General features: G+C 40.9%; 23 protein-coding genes and 1 riboswitch. Of the genes, 14 read left to right on the forward strand and 9 right to left on the reverse strand.

Going from position 1 to position 25,342, the window contains the following annotated elements:
* Positions 1–177: 177 nt before the first annotated feature.
* From D4T97_RS16255 to D4T97_RS16270, 4 genes are all read right to left on the reverse strand, one after another.
* The gene (locus D4T97_RS16255) at positions 178–936 is read right to left on the reverse strand and encodes a SurA N-terminal domain-containing protein (protein WP_126051826.1); all 759 of its coding nucleotides are present in this window, start codon (positions 934–936) and stop codon (positions 178–180) included.
* A gap of 527 nt (positions 937–1,463) precedes the next feature.
* Positions 1,464–1,790: a hypothetical protein gene (locus D4T97_RS16260; RefSeq protein WP_126051827.1), complete on the reverse strand. Its 327-nt coding sequence runs from the start codon at positions 1,788–1,790 to the stop codon at positions 1,464–1,466.
* Between the two features lie 753 nt (positions 1,791–2,543).
* Entirely contained in the window at positions 2,544–2,858 is a 315-nt protein-coding gene (locus D4T97_RS16265; RefSeq protein WP_126051828.1) for a DMT family transporter, read from the reverse strand.
* On the reverse strand, positions 2,858–3,199 hold the full coding sequence (locus D4T97_RS16270; protein ID WP_126051829.1) for a DMT family transporter: 342 nt from the start codon (positions 3,197–3,199) through the stop codon (positions 2,858–2,860). Before D4T97_RS16270 ends, D4T97_RS16265 begins: the two co-directional genes overlap by 1 nt.
* 66 nt (positions 3,200–3,265) lie before the next feature.
* A riboswitch (guanidine-I (ykkC/yxkD leader) is annotated at positions 3,266–3,363 on the reverse strand.
* Between the two features lie 155 nt (positions 3,364–3,518).
* Here D4T97_RS16270 and D4T97_RS16275 point away from each other — a divergent pair.
* Positions 3,519–3,725 (forward strand): Fur-regulated basic protein FbpA, encoded by a 207-nt coding sequence (locus D4T97_RS16275; RefSeq protein WP_126051830.1) that lies wholly within the window; start codon positions 3,519–3,521, stop codon positions 3,723–3,725.
* 55 nt (positions 3,726–3,780) lie between these two features.
* Here the strand turns inward: D4T97_RS16275 and D4T97_RS16280 are convergent, their stop codons facing one another.
* Complete coding sequence (locus tag D4T97_RS16280; protein WP_126051831.1) at positions 3,781–4,005, reverse strand: hypothetical protein; 225 nt, start codon at positions 4,003–4,005, stop codon at positions 3,781–3,783.
* Positions 4,006–4,752: 747 nt separating this feature from the next.
* On the opposite strand from D4T97_RS16280, the gene D4T97_RS16285 reads away from it, so the two are divergent.
* The 7 genes from D4T97_RS16285 to D4T97_RS16315 all read left to right on the forward strand — a co-directional run bounded on the left by D4T97_RS16285 (position 4,753) and on the right by D4T97_RS16315 (position 13,790).
* Positions 4,753–6,114, forward strand: coding sequence for an NAD(P)-dependent oxidoreductase (locus D4T97_RS16285; RefSeq protein WP_126051955.1), 1,362 nt, complete (start codon positions 4,753–4,755; stop codon positions 6,112–6,114).
* A 30-nt stretch (positions 6,115–6,144) separates the two neighbouring features.
* Entirely contained in the window at positions 6,145–7,413 is a 1,269-nt protein-coding gene (preA, locus tag D4T97_RS16290; protein WP_126051832.1) for an NAD-dependent dihydropyrimidine dehydrogenase subunit PreA, read from the forward strand.
* 137 nt (positions 7,414–7,550) lie between these two features.
* The gene (hydA, locus tag D4T97_RS16295) at positions 7,551–8,975 is read left to right on the forward strand and encodes a dihydropyrimidinase (RefSeq protein WP_126051833.1); all 1,425 of its coding nucleotides are present in this window, start codon (positions 7,551–7,553) and stop codon (positions 8,973–8,975) included.
* Between the two features lie 74 nt (positions 8,976–9,049).
* Positions 9,050–10,516, forward strand: a complete 1,467-nt coding sequence (locus D4T97_RS16300; RefSeq protein ID WP_126051834.1) for an NCS1 family transporter — start codon at positions 9,050–9,052, stop codon at positions 10,514–10,516.
* Between the two features lie 73 nt (positions 10,517–10,589).
* Positions 10,590–10,814: a hypothetical protein gene (locus tag D4T97_RS16305; RefSeq protein ID WP_126051835.1), complete on the forward strand. Its 225-nt coding sequence runs from the start codon at positions 10,590–10,592 to the stop codon at positions 10,812–10,814.
* A 227-nt stretch (positions 10,815–11,041) separates the two neighbouring features.
* Positions 11,042–12,283, forward strand: a complete 1,242-nt coding sequence (locus D4T97_RS16310) for a Zn-dependent hydrolase (protein ID WP_126051836.1) — start codon at positions 11,042–11,044, stop codon at positions 12,281–12,283.
* A gap of 364 nt (positions 12,284–12,647) precedes the next feature.
* The gene (locus D4T97_RS16315; protein ID WP_126051837.1) at positions 12,648–13,790 is read left to right on the forward strand and encodes an HAD family hydrolase; all 1,143 of its coding nucleotides are present in this window, start codon (positions 12,648–12,650) and stop codon (positions 13,788–13,790) included.
* 94 nt (positions 13,791–13,884) lie between these two features.
* Here the strand turns inward: D4T97_RS16315 and D4T97_RS16320 are convergent, their stop codons facing one another.
* The 3 genes from D4T97_RS16320 to D4T97_RS16330 form a co-directional block, all read right to left on the reverse strand.
* A complete protein-coding gene (locus D4T97_RS16320) occupies positions 13,885–14,508 on the reverse strand; it encodes a DUF4352 domain-containing protein (RefSeq protein ID WP_126051838.1) in 624 nt (207 codons plus the stop codon).
* 334 nt (positions 14,509–14,842) lie between these two features.
* On the reverse strand, positions 14,843–16,456 hold the full coding sequence (gene serA / locus D4T97_RS16325; RefSeq protein ID WP_126051839.1) for a phosphoglycerate dehydrogenase: 1,614 nt from the start codon (positions 16,454–16,456) through the stop codon (positions 14,843–14,845).
* Positions 16,449–17,606 carry a pyridoxal-phosphate-dependent aminotransferase family protein gene (locus tag D4T97_RS16330; protein WP_126051840.1) on the reverse strand — a complete coding sequence of 386 codons (1,158 nt, stop codon included), beginning with the start codon at positions 17,604–17,606 and terminating at the stop codon, positions 16,449–16,451. Before D4T97_RS16330 ends, serA begins: the two co-directional genes overlap by 8 nt.
* Positions 17,607–18,111: 505 nt before the next feature.
* Between D4T97_RS16330 and D4T97_RS16335 the strand changes: the two genes are divergently transcribed.
* The 6 genes from D4T97_RS16335 (at position 18,112) to D4T97_RS16360 (ending at position 24,763) form a co-directional block, all read left to right on the forward strand.
* A complete protein-coding gene (locus tag D4T97_RS16335; protein ID WP_126051841.1) occupies positions 18,112–20,853 on the forward strand; it encodes a GTP-binding protein in 2,742 nt (913 codons plus the stop codon).
* 35 nt (positions 20,854–20,888) lie between these two features.
* Entirely contained in the window at positions 20,889–21,296 is a 408-nt protein-coding gene (gene mgsA, locus D4T97_RS16340; protein WP_126051842.1) for a methylglyoxal synthase, read from the forward strand.
* 117 nt (positions 21,297–21,413) lie between these two features.
* The gene (locus D4T97_RS16345) at positions 21,414–21,998 is read left to right on the forward strand and encodes a TetR family transcriptional regulator (protein ID WP_126051843.1); all 585 of its coding nucleotides are present in this window, start codon (positions 21,414–21,416) and stop codon (positions 21,996–21,998) included.
* 48 nt (positions 21,999–22,046) lie between these two features.
* Positions 22,047–22,445 carry a DMT family transporter gene (locus tag D4T97_RS16350; RefSeq protein WP_235872287.1) on the forward strand — a complete coding sequence of 133 codons (399 nt, stop codon included), beginning with the start codon at positions 22,047–22,049 and terminating at the stop codon, positions 22,443–22,445.
* Positions 22,445–22,759 carry a DMT family transporter gene (locus D4T97_RS16355; RefSeq protein ID WP_126051956.1) on the forward strand — a complete coding sequence of 105 codons (315 nt, stop codon included), beginning with the start codon at positions 22,445–22,447 and terminating at the stop codon, positions 22,757–22,759. The genes D4T97_RS16350 and D4T97_RS16355 overlap by 1 nt, the downstream gene beginning before the upstream one ends.
* 267 nt (positions 22,760–23,026) lie before the next feature.
* Complete coding sequence (locus tag D4T97_RS16360; RefSeq protein ID WP_408021622.1) at positions 23,027–24,763, forward strand: AAA family ATPase; 1,737 nt, start codon at positions 23,027–23,029, stop codon at positions 24,761–24,763.
* A 56-nt stretch (positions 24,764–24,819) separates the two neighbouring features.
* Here D4T97_RS16360 and D4T97_RS16365 read toward each other — a convergent pair whose 3' ends face one another.
* Positions 24,820–25,008, reverse strand: a complete 189-nt coding sequence (locus D4T97_RS16365; protein WP_126051845.1) for a hypothetical protein — start codon at positions 25,006–25,008, stop codon at positions 24,820–24,822.
* Positions 25,009–25,342: the final 334 nt, after the last annotated feature.

Here is a 25,342-nt window from a genome sequence, read left to right on the forward strand (position 1 = left end):
TATTAGATAGTATTTCTATTTCTGTCTCAGTAAAGTGTTTTTTTGACATTTAAATGTTCTCCGATTCCCCATTTTTTTCATTATACATAAAAGTACCCTATAGAGCAGACCTTTTTTAAGTGTCTACTCTATAGGGTACATTTTAAAAAACTGGCTAACCTTTTTGTGTGTAACAGCTTAAATCTTAATATCAATCTTCGCACTTTTCTTCAACTCATTAACCTGTTGAACAATTTTTTCCTGCTGTTTTTGCTGTCGAAGAGATTGTTCGATTTGCGGTTTTACTTCGGCAAGCTTTGGCACTTCTTGTCCAGCACTCTTTTCTTGTTCAGCATATTCATCATACGTTTTTTGAATTTCTTTATCGGTTATTTCACCAGCCGGCACTTCTTTCTCAACATACTGTTTAAGATTAATATCGTCAGCTATTTGAGTTTCAAGTGTTTTCATATCCATGCCGGATTTTTTTAGAGCTGCTCTGAATTCTTCTTCTGTTTTAAACTGTTTTTTCATTTCGTCCAGGTGCTTATTAATATCTGCTTCTTGAATTTTATAGCCTTTTTTATCTGCCTCTTGAAGAAGAAGAGTTTGTCCGACTAAGCTGTCAATTGTTTGGCTTTTCACCTGCTCTGCAGCTTCTTTAGAAGTCGGATCTTGTCCCATTTGCAGCATTTGCCCTTGTATAGATGTTAAAGCGCTATTATAGTCGCTTCCTAAAATTTCTTTATCATTAACTATCGCAACAGTTTTCATTTCATCGATCTGCTGTAAATCTAAGTTCTTTTGCATCTCTTCCATTTGTTCCTTCTGCTGGTCTGTTTCCGCTGTTTTTGTTTTATTATCATTTTTAGTTTCTTTACTTTCCTCATTACCTCCGCATGCTGCTAAAACAACAGCCATTAGGCCGGTTATTAATGTAAACATCATTTTTTTCATAATTGATCTCCTTCCTCAAGCTAGAAGTATAATCTTTCCATAAAAAAATCATCTAGTGGGATTATAAAGTAAATCTTACGGAAAAGAATCATGATGAGCTATTTTTAATTTATTTATAACAGGATTGAAATATTTAAATGATAATGGATGCCTAAAAAAAGTAAATTCGAAACGATTAAGCAATCTAAAGCTTCTTAAAGGGGATACCCTGTATTTTATGAAAATTATCTAATAAAAACTGGCAAAAGGTTGTGTAACAGAAAATGCTGGTGAGCATAGAAGAGGATATATTAAACAAATTTTTTACGCAAATTTTTGAAAATTTAATACGTGAAAACAGGCTTTCTCCACAAAAATTGAGATTCAGGGGCATTTTTTTTGAAAATCAAAATCAGATTCAAAGGGAATTGTATTTATTAAAGTTTAGAATATAGATGGCAAAGTTTTGAACTTAAACAACATTGTAAGATGGCTTAATAAACTTTATAGGAAATAATATTGGCAGAGAGTAACTGGAGGTAAGCACCTTACAAGTGCTTACCTATTAAAAGCTCATCCAGAGAAATGATTCTATGTCTTAATTCTTCATTGGAATCTAAAAAGGCTATAACAATTTGATTTGCTTCTGTTATGGTCGCATATCTAAAGTGTTCATCCTCATTCATGAGTAAACCTGGTACCAGTTTTGCCTCCATCTTCGCATAGACACCTTCCGTATATTCAAGTGGAAGAAAATCATCTAATCCTTCTGGCGGTTCACCAACCCATTTAAATAAGAAATCTTTGATTGCAAATTGCTCAATCTGCGATAGTTTTTTCTTGAATTGTAGCTTATCCACTGATACTGTTCCCATCTTAATCACTCCCTAAGTAAGTAAAGCTTATACTTCCGGGTTCCCCATATCAACAGCAGTACGGTAACAGAATGCTAACAATTTTATTACGACTAATAATAAACTAGTGTTTTTTTATACTTCTTTTTTGCTGAGGAGTCCTTTCAATCTTTCAATGATATGAAAAGAAATTGAGATAAGTGTCCGTATTATCACGGGTTGGTTAATACATAGCTATTCCATAAACCCTCGTCTCTTAATTAAAAAAATGTACAAGAGGAAGGTGATGACACCAAGGAGTCCAGGAATTCGTTGTTCCTGTATGGGCCGCCCAAATTACTTCTTTTCTTGGACGTTCTTGCTTATATTCCAAAGCAACAGGATTCATGATTAAAAGCATTTAAATAAGGTTTATTATGTGTTTGAATCGGTAAGGTTAATTTGAATTCAAATAAAAAAGGAGGAATTATAAATACCAGCGGCGGCAGACACGGAGGTCATTAAACATAATTAAAAACTAGCCCTTGCTGTTAGATGGCAAGGGCTAGTTTTTAAGTTTTGATAAGGATATGAATGTCTATAGCTTTATATTATATTCAGTTGTCCTAGCTGTCCGAATCCCAGTTTCATCATCTACAAGCTTGCCAACTATATAAAGGGCATATCAATACCTGATGATATACCAGGGATGGTTTCGAAGCACGGTGAAACTTGAAAATTTCACTGCTTCATTATGCCAAACTCTTAGGAAAGTCATCCGTTTTTTTGAAAAAATCACGAGATTATTTTTAATCCGACGACAGCACCTAGTATCATCGCAATTAAAACAACCCTTTTCCAGTCCTTAGATTCATCATACATTATCATCCCTAATATAGCTCCACCGGATGCACCGATTCCTGTCCAAATCGCATAGGCGGTTCCCATGGGCAATGTCTTCATCGAATATGCCAGAAACAGGAAACTGGCCCCGAACCCAAGGATTAAAAGTACTAGGGACTGCCAATTTCGGTTCATGTGCAGCTTATTGATCATTAAAACACCAAACATTTCTAAAAAACCTGCTACAATTAAAGATATCCATGCCATTAAGATTCCGCCCCTTTTTTAACGTTGTCCTTTGTAACTAATTTCAAGCCGATGACTCCAGCCAATAAAACCAAAATCAGAATAATCTTTGCAACTTTAAATGGTTCGCCAAAAAATACTATATCTGAAAAAACAGTCCCCGCTGTCCCCAATCCAACAAAAACCGCATAGACGGTGCCCACGGGAAGCATTCTTCCGGCCATGATCATTAAATAAAAACTTATGACAATGGAAATAATCGTTCCCGTCCAAGTCCATAAGTCAGAAGCGTGTTTTAATCCAATCACCCAAAAAACTTCAAAGAAAGCTGCCACAAATACTTTAATCCAGTTTGTATTCATCTAAAAGACACCTCCAGATTTATTTTTCCAAAAAGACAAAAAGCCTGAGAGGAACTGTAAAACAGTTTCTCCCAGGCTTTTATCCTTCCGTGACACAGCAAAGCTGTGAGTTTTCTCTCGGACCAGTCCGACAAAAATGCCGCGGAACCCTAGAAAACATTTGTATGCTATTAACTATAATTATACACAGTCATAATCTGTGTTCAAGGTATAGCTAATTGAAAAAATAATTCATAGTTGACAGATAAGAATTATATGTTTTAATGTAAGTATATAGATAATGATCGGATCATGTTAATGAAAGAAAGGAGAGAAAAAAATGAGCCATTTAACCCAGCCAGTTGAAGTTAGACGAAATGATTTGATAGATAAACTTATGATTATGGGGGTATATAAGCACGGTGAGAAACATCTCTTTGAATTATCTTTGAGAGAATTGGAATATAAATACCGTAAGGTTAAATCTACCAGTCATCCGCACAGCCAGATGGGCTCCATTCGTTGGGTAGGAAGAAAGGTACAATAAATGGTGGTATCCTCAGAAACAGCCCTTTCTAATTATGGAAAGGGCTGTTCTTTTTCTACATTTTATCAAGTGCATCTCCGCGCATTAACTGTTCGAATTCTTCCATTGCTTTATTTTTTGTTTTCGACAGATGGAAAGGGTTCTTTTTCCTTTTTTCATCATCGGTGAATACCCCCATATGTGCACTTTGCGAGGCCATCGGGTCATTGATCACACTCTCATATTTTCCGTCGGAGTGGGGGGTTGAATTTGAATGGACATCTTCGGTTTTTCTTGGCATAAAATCATCTCCTTACAATTATCTTTGGAAAAACAAAGGATTTTATGTGTCAAATATCCCATTGATAACAATTACTTTAAAACAGGATAATTATTATATTGAAAAAAAAATGGTTTTATTAATCAATCCTATATGTGACTGTAGGCGTGAATCGAGTGTAGCTAGTTTTTCAAAGGATCGTAAGTGTTAGGTGGAGAATTTACCTACAGCCGCTAAATAAACAAGGAGGAAATCATGCTAGGTTATATACATAAACGCCTAGCGAATAGTAAAATTTTTTCGGGCTAGATTTAGTACTAGATACATAATAGTGTATAGTACTTGACCTTTTTCAAAGTGAAGGAGATGAAAAATTACGCATTTTTTAATGGGGATGTAGGTGTAATGCTCCGAATCAAATACATTCATGGGAGCCTAAAAGTCCAATGGCGTTCCCCGCTGAGCAGCATTAAAAAATTAGAAAAATACACATGATTTATCCTGCCCATTCATTCATGACAAAATAACCAAACAAAATTACGCATTTGTTACGTATTATCCATTGAATAGATAATTTAGAATATTTATAATAATACATACAAGATTGTTGTTTTTTAAATTGGGATAATACTAACCCACTCATCTTTAATATCAGGGGGTGATTTTCCGGACGTGGTTGGCGTACAAATATACGGAACAGAGTGAGGAAATGAAATTGATTTTCTTATACAGAGATCCTGAAAAGGAGGCTTATCATTGGAAAATTTGATGCGAAATTTGATATCGGCTGGGGAGCTGGCGAAAAATTTTGAGGAGTCCAAGCCCAGTTTTAATGCACAGGAAGCGTTAGATGAAGCGAATCGCTGTCTCTATTGTTATGATGCCCCCTGTATAAAAGCCTGTCCTACTGGAATTAATATTCCGGGTTTTATTAAGAAAATCGCATCGGGGAACATAAAAGGATCTGCCAAAATGATTATGGAAGAAAACCCCATAGGAGCAAGCTGTAGCCGTGTGTGCCCGACTGAGGAATTATGTGAAGGAGCGTGTGTACTGAACCATGCTACAAAACCCATTTTGATCGGTGATTTGCAGCGCTATGCCACTGATTGGGCTATCAAAAATGAACAGGTACTTTTTCAAGCAGGGGAGCGGAATGGGAAAAGGATTGCCATTGTAGGCAGTGGCCCCGCTGGCCTGTCGGCGGCACGGGAACTTGGACGATTAGGGTATGAGGTGACGATATTTGAACGGAAGCAAGAAGCCGGCGGCTTGGACACGCATGGGATTGTGCCATTTCGTCTTCCGAAAAATATATCCTTATGGGAAGTGCAGCAAGTAGAGAACTTAGGGGTTCGGATTCGCACAAATACAGAGATTGGTAAAGACATTTCTGCGGGAGATCTAATAAGAGATTATGATGCTGTTATTCTTGCTGTGGGAATGTCGAAAGTTCCGATGCTTCATATAGAAGGTGAAGACTTATTAGGCGTTTACGATGCTATTGATCTGATCGAGGAGACAAAGAATGAACATTATCCAACTGAATTTGCTGGGAAGCGTGTAGCTGTCATCGGAGCAGGGAATACGGCGATCGATGGTGCTACCACATCCATAAGGCTTGGCGCTGATAATGTTAAGATTCTTTATCGGAGAACAAAAGAGGAAATGACTGCTTATAATTTTGAGTATGAGTTTGCTAAACAAGATGGGATTGAATTCAGATGGCTTACCGCACCCAAACGCCTCATCGGGGACAGCAGAGGACGGTTAAAACAGATGGAGTGTGTCCGGATGGAACTGAAAGAAACCGGATCCGATGGACGTCCGCGACCAGTTGAAATAAAAGGTTCTGAGTTTTTAATCGATGTTGATATAGTGGTGAAGGCAATTGGCCAGACGCGTCATCTTGAGCTGATTGATGCATTTGGTTTGGAACATTACGGGGGTGTCGTGAAGGTGGACAATGAAACATTCCTCACTTCAAATCCAAAGGTATATGCGGCAGGTGATGTAATTTTTGGAAAAGGGCTGGGGGAAGCGATGGTAGTCACTGTTGCGCAGCAGGGAAAAGAGACAGCATACGCCATACATCAGCAATTAAAGAAGCCAATGAAAGAGAACGTTTAAAATTCCAAAAGATAAGAAGGGAGGATAAACATGGCTGATATAAGTATTAATTTTGCCGGGATTAAGTCCCCTAATCCGTACTGGCTTGCATCCGCACCGCCGACAAATACGGGGTACCAAGTACAGCGGGCATTCGAAGCCGGGTGGGGCGGAGCGGTTTGGAAGACACTTGGTGAGCCGATATTGAATGTGACCTCTCGTTTCGGTGCATATCACTTCAATGGTCGGCGGGTAGCTGGATTTAACAATATTGAATTAATCTCTGATCGGCCGATTGAGGATAATTTAAAGGAAATTTATGAAACGAAAAAGCTTTTCCCCGATCGCCCCATTATAGCTTCATTAATGGTTGAACCGAAGCGGGAAAAATGGCATGAAATCGTTAAACGGGTTCAGGATGTCGGGGTCGATGGGTTTGAATTGAATCTTGGCTGCCCACACGGGATGTCTGAAAGAGGGATGGGTTCTGCGGTTGGTCAGCACCCGGATTTAGTGGAGAAGACAACACTATATGCAAAGGAAGCTGCAGAAGTCCCGGTAATAACCAAATTAACCCCGAATATTACAGATATCACTGCGACCGCAAGGGCTGCACAGCGGGGCGGGGCTGATGCGATCAGCATGATTAATACAATTAATAGTTTAATGGGGGTCGATTTGGATACATGGAATACGGTCCCTAATGTGAATGGATTGGGAGCGCACGGTGGATATAGCGGTCCAGCAGTAAAGCCCATTGCCCTGAATATGATCGGAGATTGCGCCAGACAAAAGGATATCAACATTCCAATCTCAGGGATAGGAGGGGTTTCAACTTGGCAAGACACCGTGGAGTTTATGCTTATGGGAGCCGGAGGTGTACAAATTTGTACAGCTGCCATGCATCACGGGTTCAGTATTATTGATGATTTGACCGAGGGGCTGAGTCATTATTTGGATGAGAAAGGGATTGCCTCCGTAAGTGATATCATCGGTGCTTCTGTAAGAAAATATACAGATTGGAGCAACTTGGATTTAAATCATAAAATAGTTGCCCGTATTAATAATGATATCTGCATTAATTGCAATAAGTGCCACATTGCCTGCGAAGATACCTCCCATCAGTGTATTGATATGCTGACAGATGAACATGGCCGTGATTACTTGAAGGTCAGGGAAGATGATTGTGTCGGGTGTAACCTTTGCTCTATCGTTTGTCCGGTTGAAGGGGCAATCGACATGGTCGAACTTGTACCAACTGAACCGCCAATGTCATGGAATGATCGCCAAGCGGCATTGCAGATGCTTAATAATAATTAGCTTTTCACCTACTGCGCCATGGCTGAAGTGTCCAAGCGCCTGTTCCGTATCCTGAAAATAAAACGATGGGCTAATGAAATGAACCATGCGGCACCTTTTTTAAATAATTTAAAAAGCAAGGAGGGTTCTGCGTAATAATGAAAAAAATTATTAAAAATGGAACAATTGTAACCGCAACAGATATTTATACCGCAGATGTGTTGATTGAGGATGAAAAAATTCAGGCAATCGGTAAAAACATAAGCGATATATATGCAGAGGTGATTGATGCATCCGGTTATTATGTTATGCCAGGTGGTATCGATCCGCATACACATATGGATATGCCGTTTGGCGGAACTGTTACAGCAGATGATTTTGAAACCGGTTCCATCGCTGCCGCACACGGCGGGACAACGACAATCATTGATTTTTGCTTGACGGAAAAAGGGAAATCACTTAAAAGTTCCTTGGAAAAATGGCATGCGAAAGCAACGGGAAAAGCTGCGATTGATTACGGATTCCACTTGCAGATTGCAGAAGCAAATGAAGACGTATTTAAGGAAATGCCACAGATTATTGAAGAAGAAGGAGTTACGTCTTTTAAGATATTTATGGCGTATAAAGATGTTTTGCAAGCAGATGATGAAACCCTTTTTCAAACATTGGTCACGGCCAGGGAGCATGGTGGCTTGGTGATGGTGCATGCGGAAAATGGTGATGTCATTAACTATTTGACAAAAAGAGCATTAAAAGAAGGAAATACGGAACCCATCTATCATGCCTTAACCCGTCCGTCAGAACTGGAGGGAGAAGCAACAGGACGTGCTGCAAGGCTCACTGCGCTGGCTGACTCCCAATTGTATGTAGTTCATGTAACGTGTAAGGAAGCAGTTGAACAAATTGCGGAAGCCAGAAGCAGGGGATACCGCGTTTTCGGGGAGACATGCCCACAGTATCTTGTTCTTGATCAAACTCACTTGGAGAAGCCAGAGTTTGAGGGAGCTAAATATGTATGGTCGCCTCCGTTACGGGACCGTTCAAATCAGGAAATCTTATGGAATGCATTGAAAAGCGGAGAATTGCAGACGATTGGTTCTGACCACTGCTCTTTTAATTTCAGAGGCCAAAAGGAATTGGGGATAAATGATTTTTCAAAGATACCTAACGGAGGCCCTTTTGTCGAGGACCGATTTAGTGTCTTATTTTCAGAAGGTGTGAAAAAAGGCAGGATTTCACTTAATGAGTTTGTCAACATTATTTCGACACAGGCAGCCAAGTTGTTTGGATTGTTTCCAAGAAAAGGGACGATAGCGCCGGGCAGTGATGCTGACATTGTTTTATTTGATCCGACTGTTGAACGGACAATTTCAGTTGAAACCCATCAGATGAATGTAGATTATAATGCGCTCGAAGGAATGAAGATTGTAGGAGAACCGATTACAGTGCTCTCAAGGGGAAATTATGTGATTAAGAACAGACAGTTCGTCGGAAGACCGGGGAACGGGAAGTACTTAAAATGCGGAAAATTTAATCACGATTCCTATAAGGAAGCTGGAAAATTGGAGGGTTTGATAAACTGATGAAAATTTAAGGTAAGGGGCTGCTTGCATTTTGAAATGAAGCAGCCTTGTCATACCAAAAGAGGGGATGGACAATGGGAAAGAAAAACACCTCGTATCTTAAGTCACCAGATTTACTCCCAATTAGTTATGATGAGCGAAAGATAGGAACCAGGGGATTTTTTGCTATGTGGGTCGGGATGGCCATACTTTTGGCAACCTTTGATATTGGAGCTTCAGGAGTACGGAGTATTTCATTGTCTTGGGTAGTTCTTGCGACTTTAATTGGTTGTATCGCGATTGGGGCTTTCATTTCCATCGTCGGTGATATCGGGGTTGAACATGGCTTATCTTTTCCAGTCTATATGCGGGCGCCCTTTGGCACAGTTGGCACCCACATCCCCTCGATCACCAGGGCAGTTACCGCATCATTTTGGTTTGGATTAAATACGTATTTCGGTTCAACAGCTATCAATTCCATCATTCACACAATCAATCCCGGATTTGATAACTGGCTGCTGTGCTATTTTATATTTGCCCTTGTACAGTTGATTAATACTGCTTCAGGAATTAAATGGGTAGAGCGCTTTGCAGACCTGGCTGCTCCCATTATTATCATCCTATCTTTGGTCATTTATAATATTTTGACAACAGACATCGTTGAACAAGGAAATAGCGTGTGGGCCTGGGCGGAAAACCCAGTTACAGGAGGAGCAGCAATTACAGCATTCATTATCGTCATTTTTGCAAATATGGGCTTTTGGGCTACACTCGGCTGCGATATACCAACAATATCCCGATTTTTTAAAGCCCCCAGGAATGAGAGGAATTGGTTTAAACGAAATAGGACAAATTTAATTGGTAGTTTAATTGCCCTTCCATTGACTCAAACATTCATGATCATGATTGGAGCTGCCGCCTTAATGGTAGCCGGTACCTCCAATCCAGTTACGGCCCTTCAGGAGACAGCTTCAGGCTGGATGTTGGCTATGCTGCTTTTAATGATTGTATTGACGCAATGGTCAACGAATACAGCCGCTAATATTGTCCCGGCCGCTGCAGTTTTTTCAAATGTACTGGGTCCCAAAGTATCGAACGCGATTGCTGTGTTTATTGTCGGTATTGTTGGGACAATTATTCAGCCATGGAGTGTGTTTGAAATATTAACACAAGCCCTGCTATTCATTGGTGCCATTTTATCGTCGGTAAGCGGGATACTTATTGTAGATTATTATCTGTTGAGAAAAAGAAGGGTTAATGTGAAAGATCTCTACCGGAATAATGGGCAGTTTAAGTTTCATGGCGGGGTGAACATTGCAGGTTTTATTGCCTGGGGAATTGGCGGTATCACAGCGATTCTATTAATGGACTTTTCGTTTGTCGTGGGTTTGGTTGTGGCCGGAGCAGTGTACTATGTGCTGGCTAAACATTGGTATTTTAAAAAGTTTTCGCAAGCAGAAATAGAAGATCCGAGTGACGATAAATATCTGGGAATTACTGTTGGGCGTGATTGGATAATTGACGAAGATGATGAAAATAATCGGACAGAAGTGGTGGGGTAAACTTTTTGATTATAGTCATGGTTGGTAGCCGGGTATAGCCGGAAATATAACTTTTAATAAGGAGGAGGTATCATTGTCGAACTACGATACATTTCTGGAAGAGAAATTAAAAATCGACGGTCTATTAAACAGAGGCTATACAATTACTGGTTCACGGGGCACGCTTGATGGGGATATTCTTGAGTTTGAAAATAAAGCTGTGGCATCGGATAGGGTGACTGTTTTATTAAAAAATCCGGACAGCCGGAAGTATTTTACAACCCTATTCCTAAAACAACAAAAAAGATTGATGGAATAAAAGAATAGCAGACAGGAAGTGACCGTTCAAAAGGTGATCAAACAATAAGCGGGGAACAACAGGGGTAGCGGTAACCAAATATGGGGCTTGGTGAATTTCATATCAACCGTTTATAAAGTCGGCGTCTCCTGTACAAGTACGATGCTCAGGAGAGGCCTTTAGATTTTTTCTGAATTGGGCTGTGCCTTAAACACGTCATTAGATTTATTTGGAGGTGGCTTTATTTTATGGAGAAGCAAAAAATACTTATCAATGGGAAAAGGCTAAAAGAGACAATAGAGGAATTCGCTGATTTTGGCAGGACTGAAAAGAATGGGGTTACCCGATTGGCGTTATCTGATGTTGATATTAAGGCAAGAAGGCATTTCCAAACCTTATGTGAACAGCTTGGTATGTCGGTTGTATGGGACGATATGGGTAACATGTACGCAACACTGCGGGGTATTGATAATAATCACCCGCCGGTAGTGGTGGGATCTCATTTGGATTCGGTGAAAAAGGGAGGCCGGTTTGATGGTGTGCTTGGTGTGTTGACTGGACTTGAAGTTGTCAGGACGATAGTCGAAAACGGCATCAAGCCCGAGGTGCCCATCGTTGTTGCTAATATTACGAATGAAGAAGGGGCACGATTTGAACCTTCCTTGATGGCTTCCGGTGTTCTTTCCGGACATTTTGATAAAGCAGCTATGCTAAAGTCAACAGATGCTGATGGAATCCCATTTGCAGAAGCTCTCAAAAACAGCGGCTATGAAGGGAAAGAAGAACATCGTTTAACAGAAGCGGCAGCTTTTTTGGAATTACATATTGAACAGGGGCCTGTTTTGGAAAGTGAGTCAATTCAGATAGGGATAGTTGAGTGTGTTGTCGGCATGGTGTGTTATGAAATAGAAGTGATGGGAGAATCTGACCATGCAGGTACCACACCAATGTCAATGCGAAAAGACGCTTTGTTTGCTGCTAATCATCTGATATCGGAAATACGCGAGAAGATGAATAAGTTAGATGATCAACTTGTATACACTATTGGGAGAATGAATGTTAGCCCAAACATCCATACTGTTATACCAAATAAGGTTGTGTTTACATTAGAGGCAAGGCACAAAGATGGAAAAGTAATGCGCCAAGTGGAAAAAATCATTCAAGGGCTTCCTGACTCTTCCAGTAAAGAAAAATGCAAAGTGACTACAAACAAATTATGGGAACGACATACGGTATGGTTTAATGAAAATATCGTTAATTCGTTAGAACAATCCGCAAAAAACCTTGGATATTCCTGTAAGCGTATGGTAAGTGGCGCAGGGCATGATGCTCAGTTTATTGCAACGTATATTCCGACAGCAATGGTCTTTGTACCTAGTGTAAACGGCAAAAGTCATGCTGAAGATGAACTGACAACATGGGAAGACTGTGAAAACGGAGTTAATGTTATCTTACAGACGGTTTTAGATCTAACAACGGATAAGTTTTGATGGGCAATCAGGGGAAACTCCCAACGTGTATCGGAACGGTTTTCAATTAACCATTTCTCGATGGTATGAAAAATCTATGATTACGGGGACATTTGAAAAGTTTAGCGGATAGATAATGTGAGATGACGATGATTAGATTCTTAACGGAAAATTTATTAATGCCCTGGTATACATGTCAACGGAAAATATTCGGCTTGTGGACGATGTTAGTGATTTATAATACATCCGTCTCAAATTGATTTTTCCATAGAGTGGTAGGGCTTTTAAGCAAGCAAAATAATGTATATGTTCTTGGCACTAGAAGAAATAACCCGCTTCCTATGTTACACTAAAGGGAAAAAGCAGCTTAGAAAAGGAGATATTCATGATAAAGACGGTCTTATTTGATGTAGATGGTGTGTTATTAAGCGAGGAACGCTACTTTGATATGTCAGCTCTTGCTGTGTGGGAGGTTTTGATCAGCAACAAATATTTGGGGCTCAAACCGGAGGAATTCAAAACAAAGCTGACAGACGAGGAAATTGAGGAAATCAGAGCTGAAATTTTTGTCAATGATAGTGTTCTGGAATTCATGAAGGCACGTGGACTCAATGCCAACTGGGATATGATCTATTTAGCTCTGGCTTACCAACTGATTCATATACTGGATCAAGTAAAGGAAGAGTTAAGCGAAGAGATTAATAAATGGCTGACAAATGAAATCGACCGTAATGTTTTAATAGAAATTGGAGAAGCTTTGGCTGGAAAGCAGCTGACCTTCGACTTTCCGAAATTTTTAAAGGATTTTCAAGATGCAGAGCCATCGAAACAAGGCCTCCTAGACCACCTGGACCTCCTTGCAAAAGATAAGTTGGGTGTAGAGACAAAGATGTTTAGCAAAGTAGATCAGCTCTGGTTCACTTGCGAACATTGTTCCCAAGAGTGGTATGTAGGAGATGAACATATCGTTGCTTCTACTGGAAAACCATCCGTTCAAACAGGAAAAGCTGGATTCATGTCGGATGAGAAGGTGCTGGCCGATAGGGAAGCTATAGCTGACATGTTTGATACACTGACAAAAAACGGTGTTCGAATTGGGATTGGTACGGGACGCCCGGAACTAGAAACAATTGAACCGTTTAAAATATTGAATTGGCTAAAGCACTTTGACGTAAATTACATTGTTACTGCTGATGATGTGTTAAAGGCGGAAAAATCACATCCGGAAGGACCAAGCCTATCAAAGCCACATCCATTTACGTATATTATGGCTTTATCCGGAAAAACAAAAACGGTAGACGAATGTCTTTCCGAAAAGCTGCCGATTGAAAATGGAGAAGAGACGCTTATAGTCGGCGACTCCTTGGCAGACTTATTGGCAGCAAAGGAAATGGGCTGCCGAATCGCGGCGGTTTTAACAGGATTATCGGGGCAGGATGCACGCGGAAAATTCGAAGAGCATAACGCAGATTACATTTTGGATGGAGTTCTTGAGGTGGAGAAGCTTGTGTTGTCGTTAGTAAAATAAAAAAGGAATCCTGCCCATAAACTTATCAAGACTTAAATTTTAAAAAAGCCAAACGCCCTGGAACTTAATCCAGGGCATTCATCCTTATTAATAATTACTTTGCATCTTCTGCTTGAATCGTCCAAATAACGTCATTGGTCGTCCCGGCTGCAACGAGCCCTGGTGACTTGCGCAAAAAATATTCTTCCGAATGATAGACGTCCGTTATCATTTGACCGGATTTTCCTTCACCGGGCGCAAGGTCTCCCTCTATTGTTTCAATGCTACTGAAATAACCAGAGAAATCAGGAAAACCCGCCCCCTCCAGATTATCAGTTACTTCGAGTGATCCAATGAGGTCAGACACATCCATATCTGTTTCACTTGTGTTCGTTACAGTAAGATCTAATACCATCAGCTCGTCTAATTCTGTAGTTTCGCCATCCAATTCTTTCCCAATTAATTTAGCACTATGTAACGTGATTTCATAAGTGCCCAATGTTGTATCGAACTTTGCCGTATCCCCTATCTTCAAATCTAATTGATCCTCTACTCCTACTTTAAAGCTACCGCTTTTTGACTCTTTAGCATTCTCCGATGGCGCCTCTTCCGCTGCCGTTTTAGAAGGTTCTTGATTTTCGGATTCAACCTTTTTTGCTCCTTCATTTCCAGACCCACAAGCTGAGGCAAGCAGCATTAATGAAAACAATAATAGAACAACAAATATTTTTTTTAGCATATGTATCCTCCTAAATCGCCATTGATTAAAAAAATGTAAATTCCCTACCAATCTAGCATTTCTGCACTCATCTAAATACAATAAAACTGTGTTTTTTGTGTGTTAGTAAAAATGATATTACATAATAACATTTGTTTCAATTTTTTCCATTCTTTACACAATCTGTTACTCAATAATATGGTCCCCAGTTGAAGAAGAAGAGGTTAATGCTGCTCTGCATAGAATTAAATAACAAATCTAAAATTCATAAAAAAAGAGGATATATGCTCATATATTGAACATAATATCCTCTTATTAGTTTAGTCTATTTAAAACTTTAGGCTGGATTTCTATTTTACTGATTATATACAGGTACGTTTTCGCTCGGAAGTTCAAGGAACTGAACAGCTCTTAAACCATCCATTTCAACCAATTCTTTGGCTACTTCATCGGTAACTTTTTTATCAAGTGTGAGAACCATGATTGCGTCTCCGCCAGCTTCGGCTCTTCCCACCTGCATCGTACCAATATTGATCTGATGGCTTCCGAGGATGGAGCCTACGCGTCCGATCATACCAGGGACGTCATGATGCTCAATGTATAACAGGAAGCGCTCAGGACGGACGTCAACTCTGTACTCGTTCATTTTCATGATGCGTGCACCATATCCGTTGAGGATAGTCGCTCCGATGCTAGCAGTGTCGTTGCCGTTATACAAAGTCAATTCCATATAGCTTGCGAACCCTTTGGAAGTAGGGTTGTTGATGACATTAAAGGAAACTCCTTGGTCATTCAATAAATGAAGGACGTTGACCATATTGACGGAATCACTTAAATGATGTGAAAGGATTCCCTTGATCATTGTTCTTGTTAACAGGTCGTTATCTTCTTTGGCGAGATTTCCGTAATAGTTAACCTCGATTTTCTCAGGAGCGCTCTTCAACAATTGAATAGCAAGGCTACCGATTTGTTCTCCGAGATCAATAAATGGCTGAAGCTTTTTCTGAGCTTCGCCGGAAACTTGCGGCATGTTGATCGCATGGCGAATGGATTCTGTTTCAAAAATGTCGATGATTTCCTTACTTACTTCCTGCGCCACTTTTTCTTGTGCTTCCACAGTTGAAGCACCAAGGTGCGGAGTGACGATGGCATTCGGATGGCTGAGCAGCTCTTGGTTGGAAGCTGGTTCAGTTTCAAATACATCGATAGCTGCGCCGGCCACTTGTCCAGAATTCAATCCGCGAACAAGGGCATTTTCATCAATGATGCCTCCACGTGCACAGTTGATGATCCGTACGCCTTTTTTCGTCTTGGCTAAGTAATCATCATTGATCAAGCCTTTTGTATCCTTCGTAAGCGGCGTATGAACCGTAATGAAGTCTGCAGCTTCCGCAATTTCATCCAAAGAAGCTTTCGTAATGCCCATCATATTTGCACGTTCTTCAGTCAGGTAAGGGTCGAAGCCTAAAATGTTCATGCCAAATTTTTTCGCTCTTTTTGACACTTCAGCCCCAATCTTACCCATGCCGATTACACCAAGCGTTTTTTCGTACAATTCAACACCTTTGAAAGCGTTGCGGTCCCAGTTTCCTGCTGATGTGGACATATGCGCATGAGGAATTCTCCGGGCCAAAGAGAGCATCATGGCCATCGTATGTTCTGCAGCGGCAATCGTATTCCCGCCGGGTGCGTTGATGACGAGGATTCCTTTTTTCGTCGCAGCAGCTATATCAATATTGTCCACGCCGACACCTGCACGGGCGACGACACGAAGATTTTCGGCTGCATCAAGCAGATCTTCTGTAACCTGTGTTTGACTGCGGACAATCAACGCGTCATAGTCTTTGATGATTTCTTTCAATTCTTCAGGAGATAATCCTGATTTTTTTTCCACGGTAAAATTCGCATGATCATAGAGTGCCTTTAATCCGCTGTCGCTGATTGAATCTGTCACTATAACTTTATACATGTTCAGCCCAAACCTCCTGTGCTCTCCTAGTGGCGAGACCAAGCACGTCTCTGCCTTCCATTGCTTTAACGGTCATTTCAAGTGCGCTTAATACAGTCAGCACATCATACGGTGTGCAGTATCCCATGTGGCCGATGCGGAAAATTTCTCCGGATAATTGTTGCTGGCCGCCGGCAAGTGAGATTCTGAATTGATCAAGCATCATTTTTCTCATTTCATTCGCATTTCCACCTTCTGGCTTTACAGCTGTTACGGTTGGAGAAGCGATCTCATCGGATGTTAATAGTGGGATGTCCAATGCTCTGACCCCTTCACGAGTCATAGTTTTTAAAAGGTCATGGCGTTTGATGACATTTTCCAATCCTTCTTCTTCAATCATTTGGCATACTTCTTGAGCGCCGTATATTAAAGAAACCGCTGGAGTGAACGGAGTGGATCTCTTTTGGTCATAGGCATCGAAATAGCGGTTCAAGTCAAAGAAAAAGCGATTGGACTTGTTGTTTTTGATCACATCTTTTGCATGATCATTGACTGCTACGAAAGCGAGACCCGGTGGGAGCATCAAGGCTTTTTGCGATCCGGAAACCAAAATATCGATATTCCATCCTGCCATATCAGCAGGAACGCCCCCGATGCAGCTGACACCATCGACGATGAAAAGCGCATCAGATACACGTTTTGTCACTTCGCCGAGTTCTTTAATCGGATGGATGACGGCAGTTGAAGTTTCGCAGTATGTAGCAAAGACTGCTTTGAAATTTTTATCCGCAGATTTAATGAAATCTTCAAGTTGTTCCGGCTGACATGCTTTGCCAAGCTCTACTTGAAGTCTGTGGACATTGGCTCCATGGGCTTCACAAATTTTTGCAAAGCGGTCTCCAAAAGCTCCTCCCACGATGACGACAACATCATCACCAGGCTCAATTGTATTGACAGCAGCTGCTTCCAAAGCTCCTGTTCCGCTTCCGGAAATGATGCATACCGGGTTGGCTGATCCAAAAATTGGTTGTAGTCTCGTGGACACATCTTCAAGAAGTACAGGGAATGCCGCGCTGCGGTGACCGATCATCGGCTTGCTCATAGCTACATTCACCCGATTAGGTATCGGAGTCGGTCCAGGTGTAAACAAATACTCTTTGTCTAAAAACACTGATTATTCATCCTTTCGATTTTAAAATGAAAAGCCCCCCATAACAGACATGGATGTCTTGTTATGAGGGACGTAATATCCGTGGTGCCACCCTCGTTCACTGCTATTTTAATCTTGCTGTCTAGCTCCAGCGCCCAGGGGCGCCTGCGCTTTTCTAATAAAGCAGTCTCGAGAAGATAACGGCATAATGCCGGGCGTAACGCCTGTTCTGGAGTGCTGGGCTAATTGATGCAAAAACGTCGGTTTCCACCAACCACCGACTCTCTTGGGTTTTCACTTCAAACCTTCTCCGTCATTACATTGTGTATTGATTCAATTATACGAAACATTTTAGCACAACAAAGTGTTAATAAAAAGGGGAAAAGCAAAGAAATTTAGTTAAAAATGTTAACAAATGTATGTATCCGTTTACAAAGAGTGTGTCCATTAAAAAGTGATTAATACAAGATTCTAAAATAAAAATATAGTAATATGGATGAAAGCAATAATCTAAAGAGACGGGCGGGTGAATGCAGTGAAAAAGGAAGACTGCTTAGTAAAAAAGGCATATTACGAAGAAAAGTTCCTTCAGGAAGACTCAGGGGAGCATCCCATTCGCCAGTTGGGAGAACTTTATTTGACAGAGCAAAAAAAGGATATGTCCGATCTATCCTATATCCGTTTTGCCCAAGGCGAAGTATATTTTCATAACTGCGATTACGAAGCAGCTATATTTAAGTGGGAGAACATACATAACGAGATGGAGCCATGGGCAAAAAAGAATATCGCCGATGCTTATTTTGAACTAGGATTTTTAAGCACAGCGGAGGACATCTACAAATCAATTACAACCGAATCGCTTACTTTGAATACAGAAGTGGCCTTACAGTTGTTCACACTTTATTTGGAACAGAGTAAGTATGGGGAAGCTGACCAAATGATTAAAAATGCGGTCGTCTTAAACCCTGATTATCAAAATGTAACGGAGTTGGCGTGCGCCTTCTTTGAGGAAAGGAAAGATTGGAACAGTGCTGTAGAGCTGGCCGTCAATGAAGCGGCGCGGACAAAGTCGGTGGACTGGTTCCAAAAGCTTCATTCTCTTATAGAGAACGGCCATACACATAATCATGGAGCATCGCATTTCGTTCCAATTTTGTATTTGGCACAAAAGGTGGATTTGGCTTTATTTGAAAAATTGATGTCTGCCCTTTGGAAAAGCCATGAAACACGTGACGATTATATGGCATGGATCACTGAGGCAACCATAATTTTATTGGATTCCGATTTACAACACACTCATCAATGGAAGTCGTTGCCGCAACTAATGAATGAAACATTCATCCAATTGCTTTCAGGTAAATATTATTTGGCGGACATGGCGGAGATCATGCCGAACCTTTTGACCGCATGGTCCAAAATCGCGGATGTAAAAACCGCTCCATTAGCATCAGCCGCTGCACTTGCGTGGAACGATGTGTTCCCTTCGCAGATCAATAAAGACGTTATTCATTCAGCGGACGAACAACTTTCCCAGTCAACAAACCAGGAAAATTTGTTGGTGAAAAGTATGGAATTGGCTGACTCCATTAAAAGCTGGGCAGATGGCCGCGGCTTAAAGCTTCACTCAAGATTCGCATCGAGCATTCGTGAGCTTGCAGATTTGAATACAAATCGAGTTATGCTTGCCGGGAAGTCAACGAGTGAAAAATCATCTTTTGTCAATTTGTTATTAAATCAACCGGACTCCGATATGATTAATACGGCGCTTCCCGTTTTATATAAGGATGGAGATGAAGTTGAATTCCAACTTATTTCGGATGAAAATATAACTACCGTTTCATCGAGTAAGGAAATTATCGATGCAGAAGGCCGCCAGGATACAATGCTTAACTATTCGGCACCGAACAGTTTTTTGAGAGAGCAATCTGCTGCCATTATCGACTATCCTGAGATGGATACACTTAGAAGTAACAGCAGCCAATTCCTTGAAGCTGCGAGGATGTGCGACGGACTGCTTTTTGTACTAAATACTATTGAGCCGTTTTCCGCCGAGGAATGTGAATTTTTGTTGGATGTGAGTGAGAAGATTCCTTTTTGCCCCATCCACTTTGTAGTGAAAAAAAGCGATATGCTAACTCCTGAAAAAATTACAGATATCGGAAAAAGGATCAGGAACTATTTTCCAGAGGCAGAACTGGTCACGTACTCTGTGGACGGGAATGATGTACAGCAACAGGAGGCATTTACACGGTTTAGTGGAGAAAATCTGTCCCATGATCATAAATTGCGGCTTCGGACTGGAAGTATGTTGTTTTTTATCAGAAGACTGATCAAGCACTTATTGCAGCAGCAAGTGAAAGTCGAAGAAGATTTGCACGAATCTATCCAGTTTGAAGAAGATTTGCTATCTAGGCTACAGGGAGCCATCCACCAGTTGTACGATGTGGAAGAAGAAAAGACGAAAGCGATCCAGAATGCCTACCGTTCGCTGAAAGATGAAATCCATGCGGATCTGTTAACGACAATTCCGAAATTGATAAAGGAATCGGCTGATATTCTTCGGGAGGACAGTGACTACGGAAATGTCCATCATTTATTAAACGATGAGATGAACAAGAGGATTGACGAATATTTGCAGTATACTGTCCACCCAACGTATATCAATTCGCTTCAGGATTGGATCAGTTTTTCAGAAGGGGAACTCAATGAAGCGCAAGAACTGTTGATTAGCTGGAACGACAGCTTCAATCATTTGATGGGGGAGGAGCGCCTCCGCCTGGAATGTGATTTTCAGATTTTGGCAGATTGGCAGAGGGATGCCGACCGGATGACTGGCGCCATCCAAATCGATAAGGAAAATATTTTGCTGAAGAGGACCCCTTCACAGGTTCTACTGAAGAGCGCCGGTAAAATATTTGGAGTCATTCCTGCTAATAATACGATGATGTATAACCGCTATAAAAACTTCATTGAAAATGAAAATTATCATGAAACAGCAGAGTCGATCGCAAACAAGTTTTTCCGTCAATTTGAACTGTTGGAAAAAGCCATTCCGCGCGATATCTCCTTGTTTTTCAGGGAACCTTTCAAAGTGTTGAAAAAATCCGCAGACTCATATCAGGAGCAAGTGGAAACAAATAAAGCGGCACTAAGTGAAATGAGATCTCACCCTGAGACATTCCGAGATCCGATAAAACTGTTCGATGTTCGTCTGCGTCAAATAGAATGGCTGGAGTTTCAGGGGAAAGACAGTAAGATTGTTTATTAATGTGTCTTCAAATTAATGGGGAAAGAGGGAAAACGGTGAACCTAGCATTGATTGCCCACGATAAGAAAAAGGATAACATTGTCCAATTTGCAATGGCCTACCGTCATATCTTAAAAAAACACAAATTGTTCGCAACCGGAACGACAGGAACCAGAATCCAGGAAGCGACCGGTTTGGACATTCAGCGCTTTGAGTCCGGTCCGCTTGGGGGCGACCAGCAGATCGGTGCACTCGTTGCCCAAAATCAAATTGATATGATTATTTTTCTCCGAGACCCCTTGACTGCCCAGCCGCATGAACCTGACGTATCGGCGTTAATGAGGTTGAGCGATGTATACGGTGTCCCGCTTGCAACCAATATGGGGACAGCCGAGCTTTTGATTCGGGGATTGGAACGCGGGGACTTGGAATGGAGATCCATCATTCATAGTGAATTACATTGATTTCAAAAGATGGCAGCCTAAAGTAGGGCTGCCGCTTTTTGATTCAGCGAGTCTGTCCACCTTGACAAGGATAATTTCCGTTGTTAAAATGACTGATAGTCAGTCATAAACAGGAGGATGGTCGATATAAATAAGAAAGAAAAAATCATTCACGCTGCTGTTCAGGTTTTTCAGGAAAAAGGCATTGAGAAAACAAAGATTTCTGATATCGTCAAGCTGGCTGGAATCGCACAAGGCACTTTTTATTTGTATTTTCCTTCAAAACTTTCGGTTATGCCTGCCATTGCTGAAGTGATGGTTGAAAAGATAATGGTTGAAGTGAAAAATGAGGTGGATGATAATGCATCAATCTCCATTCAACTATCCCAGATTGTGAATGCCATATTCAGAGTTACGAAAGATTATCGGGAAGTATTGGCGTTGATCTATGCCGGGCTTTCGACTGATGATAACTTAAAGAAATGGGAAACCATTTATGATGCTTTTTACTCTTGGATGAGTGAGTTTTTAACAACTGCCAAATTGAATGGGAAAATAAGAAGTTCCGTGCAGCCGGAGCGTACGTCAAAGTTAATGATTGCATTCATAGAGGCAGCGGCAGAGCAGATATATCTATATGATGCAGTAAATGACGAAGAAGAAAAAATGCAGAAAATGGAACTAATGATGTTTTTGGAGCATGCACTGGGCATTCAGAAGTAATATTCCAGCGCATTTCTTTTTGTTAAAAATGACTGAGAGTCAGTCATAATGAACGGTAAAATGACTGAGAGTCAGTCAGAAGTCAAATGGAGAGTGTTATTTGTGAGCAAGTCATGGTTTTATGTTGGATTAACAAGTTTGTTTGAGCTTTTTTGGATTTTTGGATTTAATCATGCGGAAACTTGGTGGCATTGGCTGATAGTTGTTGGATTAATCATAGTTGACTTCCAATTTCTATACAAAGCTTGCGAAGGTCTTCCGACCGGGACAGTGTATGCAGTTTTTGCTGGAATCGGGACGGTTGGTACAGCTTTAATGGATGTGTTCCTTTTTGGAGGAAGTCTAAATGCCGGAAAACTATTATTTATTTTCATCGTAGTGGTTGGGGTCATCAGCTTAAACATTGCTGATCTTAAAGATGAACAAAAAAGAAAGGCTGTAGAATGATGGGATGGTTATTCGTATTTTTGGCATCTGCCAGTGAAATCGCAGGTGTAATGGGATTGAAAATGTTCAGCGAAAAGAAGACGATCAAAAATGGAGCGTTTTATCTTGGGGGATTTGCAGCATCTTTCATTTTCCTATATGAGTCGCTTAATTATTTACAATTGACAGTTGCCTATTCTGTTTGGATCGGAGTTGGTACGGCAGGTGCCGTGCTTGTTAATATGCTACTTTTCAATGAATCAAAAAGCATTGCACGGATTGTAAGTGTAATTTTAATTGTAATAGGTGTGACGGGACTAAAGGCGGTTTCCTGAAGAAAATGCAAGTGCCTTGAGGTGGGCATAAAGATCTGTTATTCAGATAGGTTATTATACTTATTTTAACAATAGTCCCTTAACTTTGAATGAAACCCTGAAGGAAAAATCTTCAGGGTTTTATCGTGAAAAGAATTCGCTAGGTTTGTCGCTAAACGATCGCTTCCGCTTTTCTTTCACAATTCTGGCATAATATGACTTATAGCCTATTTAACTGTCTGGTGTTATACTTAATACTAGATTTATATAAATTAAGGAGCTGGAACAGTGAAGTCTAATTCCAAGATCACAATGAAGATTGTTCCTATAGCCATCGGTCTTATTGTCATCGCAGCATGCATCGTGTCGGCGGTCCAAACAATGGATAAAGGAACCGTCATTCCATTTTCTGAGATGGAATCCACGATCCAGGCTCAAAATGGCGAATTGGTTTCACTTAAGGAAACGTCCGACGGGACGTTGTATCTCAAGACTCCGGACGGTAAGTTCATCTCCCATATAAGGCCGAACAGCCAAATGGTTGAAAAGCTTATTGAAACTTACCATATCAGTTATAAATATTCGAATGGCAGCCAGGCAGGAAACTGGGTCGTTGGAGGCCTGATTGTTCTTATGCTCGGTGCAGCGTTCGTTTTGCATAAAAAAGGAAAAATTGGCGTAACAGCGATGAAAAACAGTACATCCAAAGAAACGCCGCTTCCATCTATCAAACTTGATGATGTCGGAGGATTGCCTGAAGAAATGAAAGAGGAAATTCTCCAGACATTGGAAATAATAAAAGATCCAGGCAGGTCGGCGAAAGTCGGCATTGATGCACCCAAAGGAATTTTATTGTATGGGCCTCCAGGTACTGGGAAAACTTTACTTGCACAGGCGATTGCCCGTGAAATCGGGGCTTCTTTCTTTTCGTCTTCCGGTTCAGCATTTACTGAGTTGTTTGTCGGTGTTGGTGCTTCACGGGTACGCTCGTTATTCGAAAATGCCCGGAAGCAAAAGCCGTCTGTCATTTTTATCGATGAAGTTGATGCACTGGCCGGCAAGCGTAAAGCTCATGGTGGAGAAGAGACGGAAAAAACATTGACGGAATTGCTTGTTCAGCTTGATGGCGGGCATGATAACGATGGTATTCTGTTCATTGCCGCTACAAACCGTAAGGATATGCTGGATGATGCATTTCTTCGTCCAGGGAGAATCGACTTTACGTTCAATGTTCCGTTACCTGATACAAAAGGCCGCAAGGAAATCATCGATATCCATACAAAAGGCAAAAACCTGGCGCAGGATGTCGCTGCTACTTTGGGAACTCTTGCCGAAAGTACTTCCGGTTTCTCTGGAGCGGAAATCAGCTCGCTGTTTGAATCAGCAAGCAGAAGAGCAATCCGTGAAGGAAGAGAGCAGATCAATAAGAATGATCTTGACTATGCGATTGACCGGACAATTCTCGGCAGTACTTCTCGTTCATTGAACGATCCGGAGACAAAGAGGCGCGTGGCAATCCACGAAGCTGGACATGCTCTCGTCCAGGCGGTTACAAAGCCTGGGACGGTAAGAAAAGCGACAATCATCCCGCGTGGTCAGGCACTTGGCTATGTGGCTCCCATCCAAAAGGAACTGCATCTTTCAACAACAAGCGAACTGCTTGACCAGGTAAGCATGATTCTTGCCGGAGGAGTCGCTGAACGCCTACATCTTGGCGAACACAGCATCGGTGTCAGCGGCGATGTGCAGCAGGCCAAAAATCTCCTGGAACAAATGGTAGATACAGGTATGCTTCAAGATGGTTTTACTTTGACTTTCCAAAAGCAGGAAAAGGAAGCGAAAATGCAAGAGCTGTTTAATGATGCTTTGGAGAAAACAGAACTGATTATCAAAGCACATCAAACAGAGTATGACAATCTTGTAGAGGCTTTGATGCACAAGGAAACGCTGGACGGTTCCGAAATTCAGGAGATTGTGAGCGGAACAAAGCTTAATATGGATGACAAATTTGCGTATAACGCATAAAAAAATCCCCTCTATTGCGAACTTAGCAACAGAGGGGATTTTTGGCATCTCCTACATTAGATGATTTTTCTTAAAAAGAAACATTTAGACTCGAAATTGTTATTTTCCTCTTTGTCTGATTGTACCACTTCCTCTATCCAACTGCGGATCAAGACAGACGGCTGGAGATTTTCCTTTTCGCAGTATGCATAAAATGTTTCCTTTAAATCCTTGGATATACGTATGTTTATTTGAGACCTGTGCATACAAATCCCCTCCTAAATTTTAATTAATATGAATGGTAACAACTTCGTCTATACAATTTCTGAAAAAGAGACAACTTATTATTCAGTGAAAATATTATTCGACCTTTTTAGCTAATAATCGACTCAGTTATCTAAATGAAAGCGCCCTCTTACTGGAAAAATCATTTTATATGGTCAGATGTACAGATTTTGTTCAGTTAATAGGTCTAATATATCAATTTGGTAAGAAGTATATTAATTGGAAAATATATTAAATAGTTTTGTAGCAAATGGGTTTAGGATATTTTCGCTATGTAGCTAGCCTAGAATCAAGCAACCAGAACAAAAAAGGGGG

The organism is Siminovitchia acidinfaciens (genome assembly GCF_003605385.1).
In the GTDB taxonomy this organism is placed as follows: Bacteria; Bacillota; Bacilli; order Bacillales; family Bacillaceae_C; genus Siminovitchia; species Siminovitchia acidinfaciens.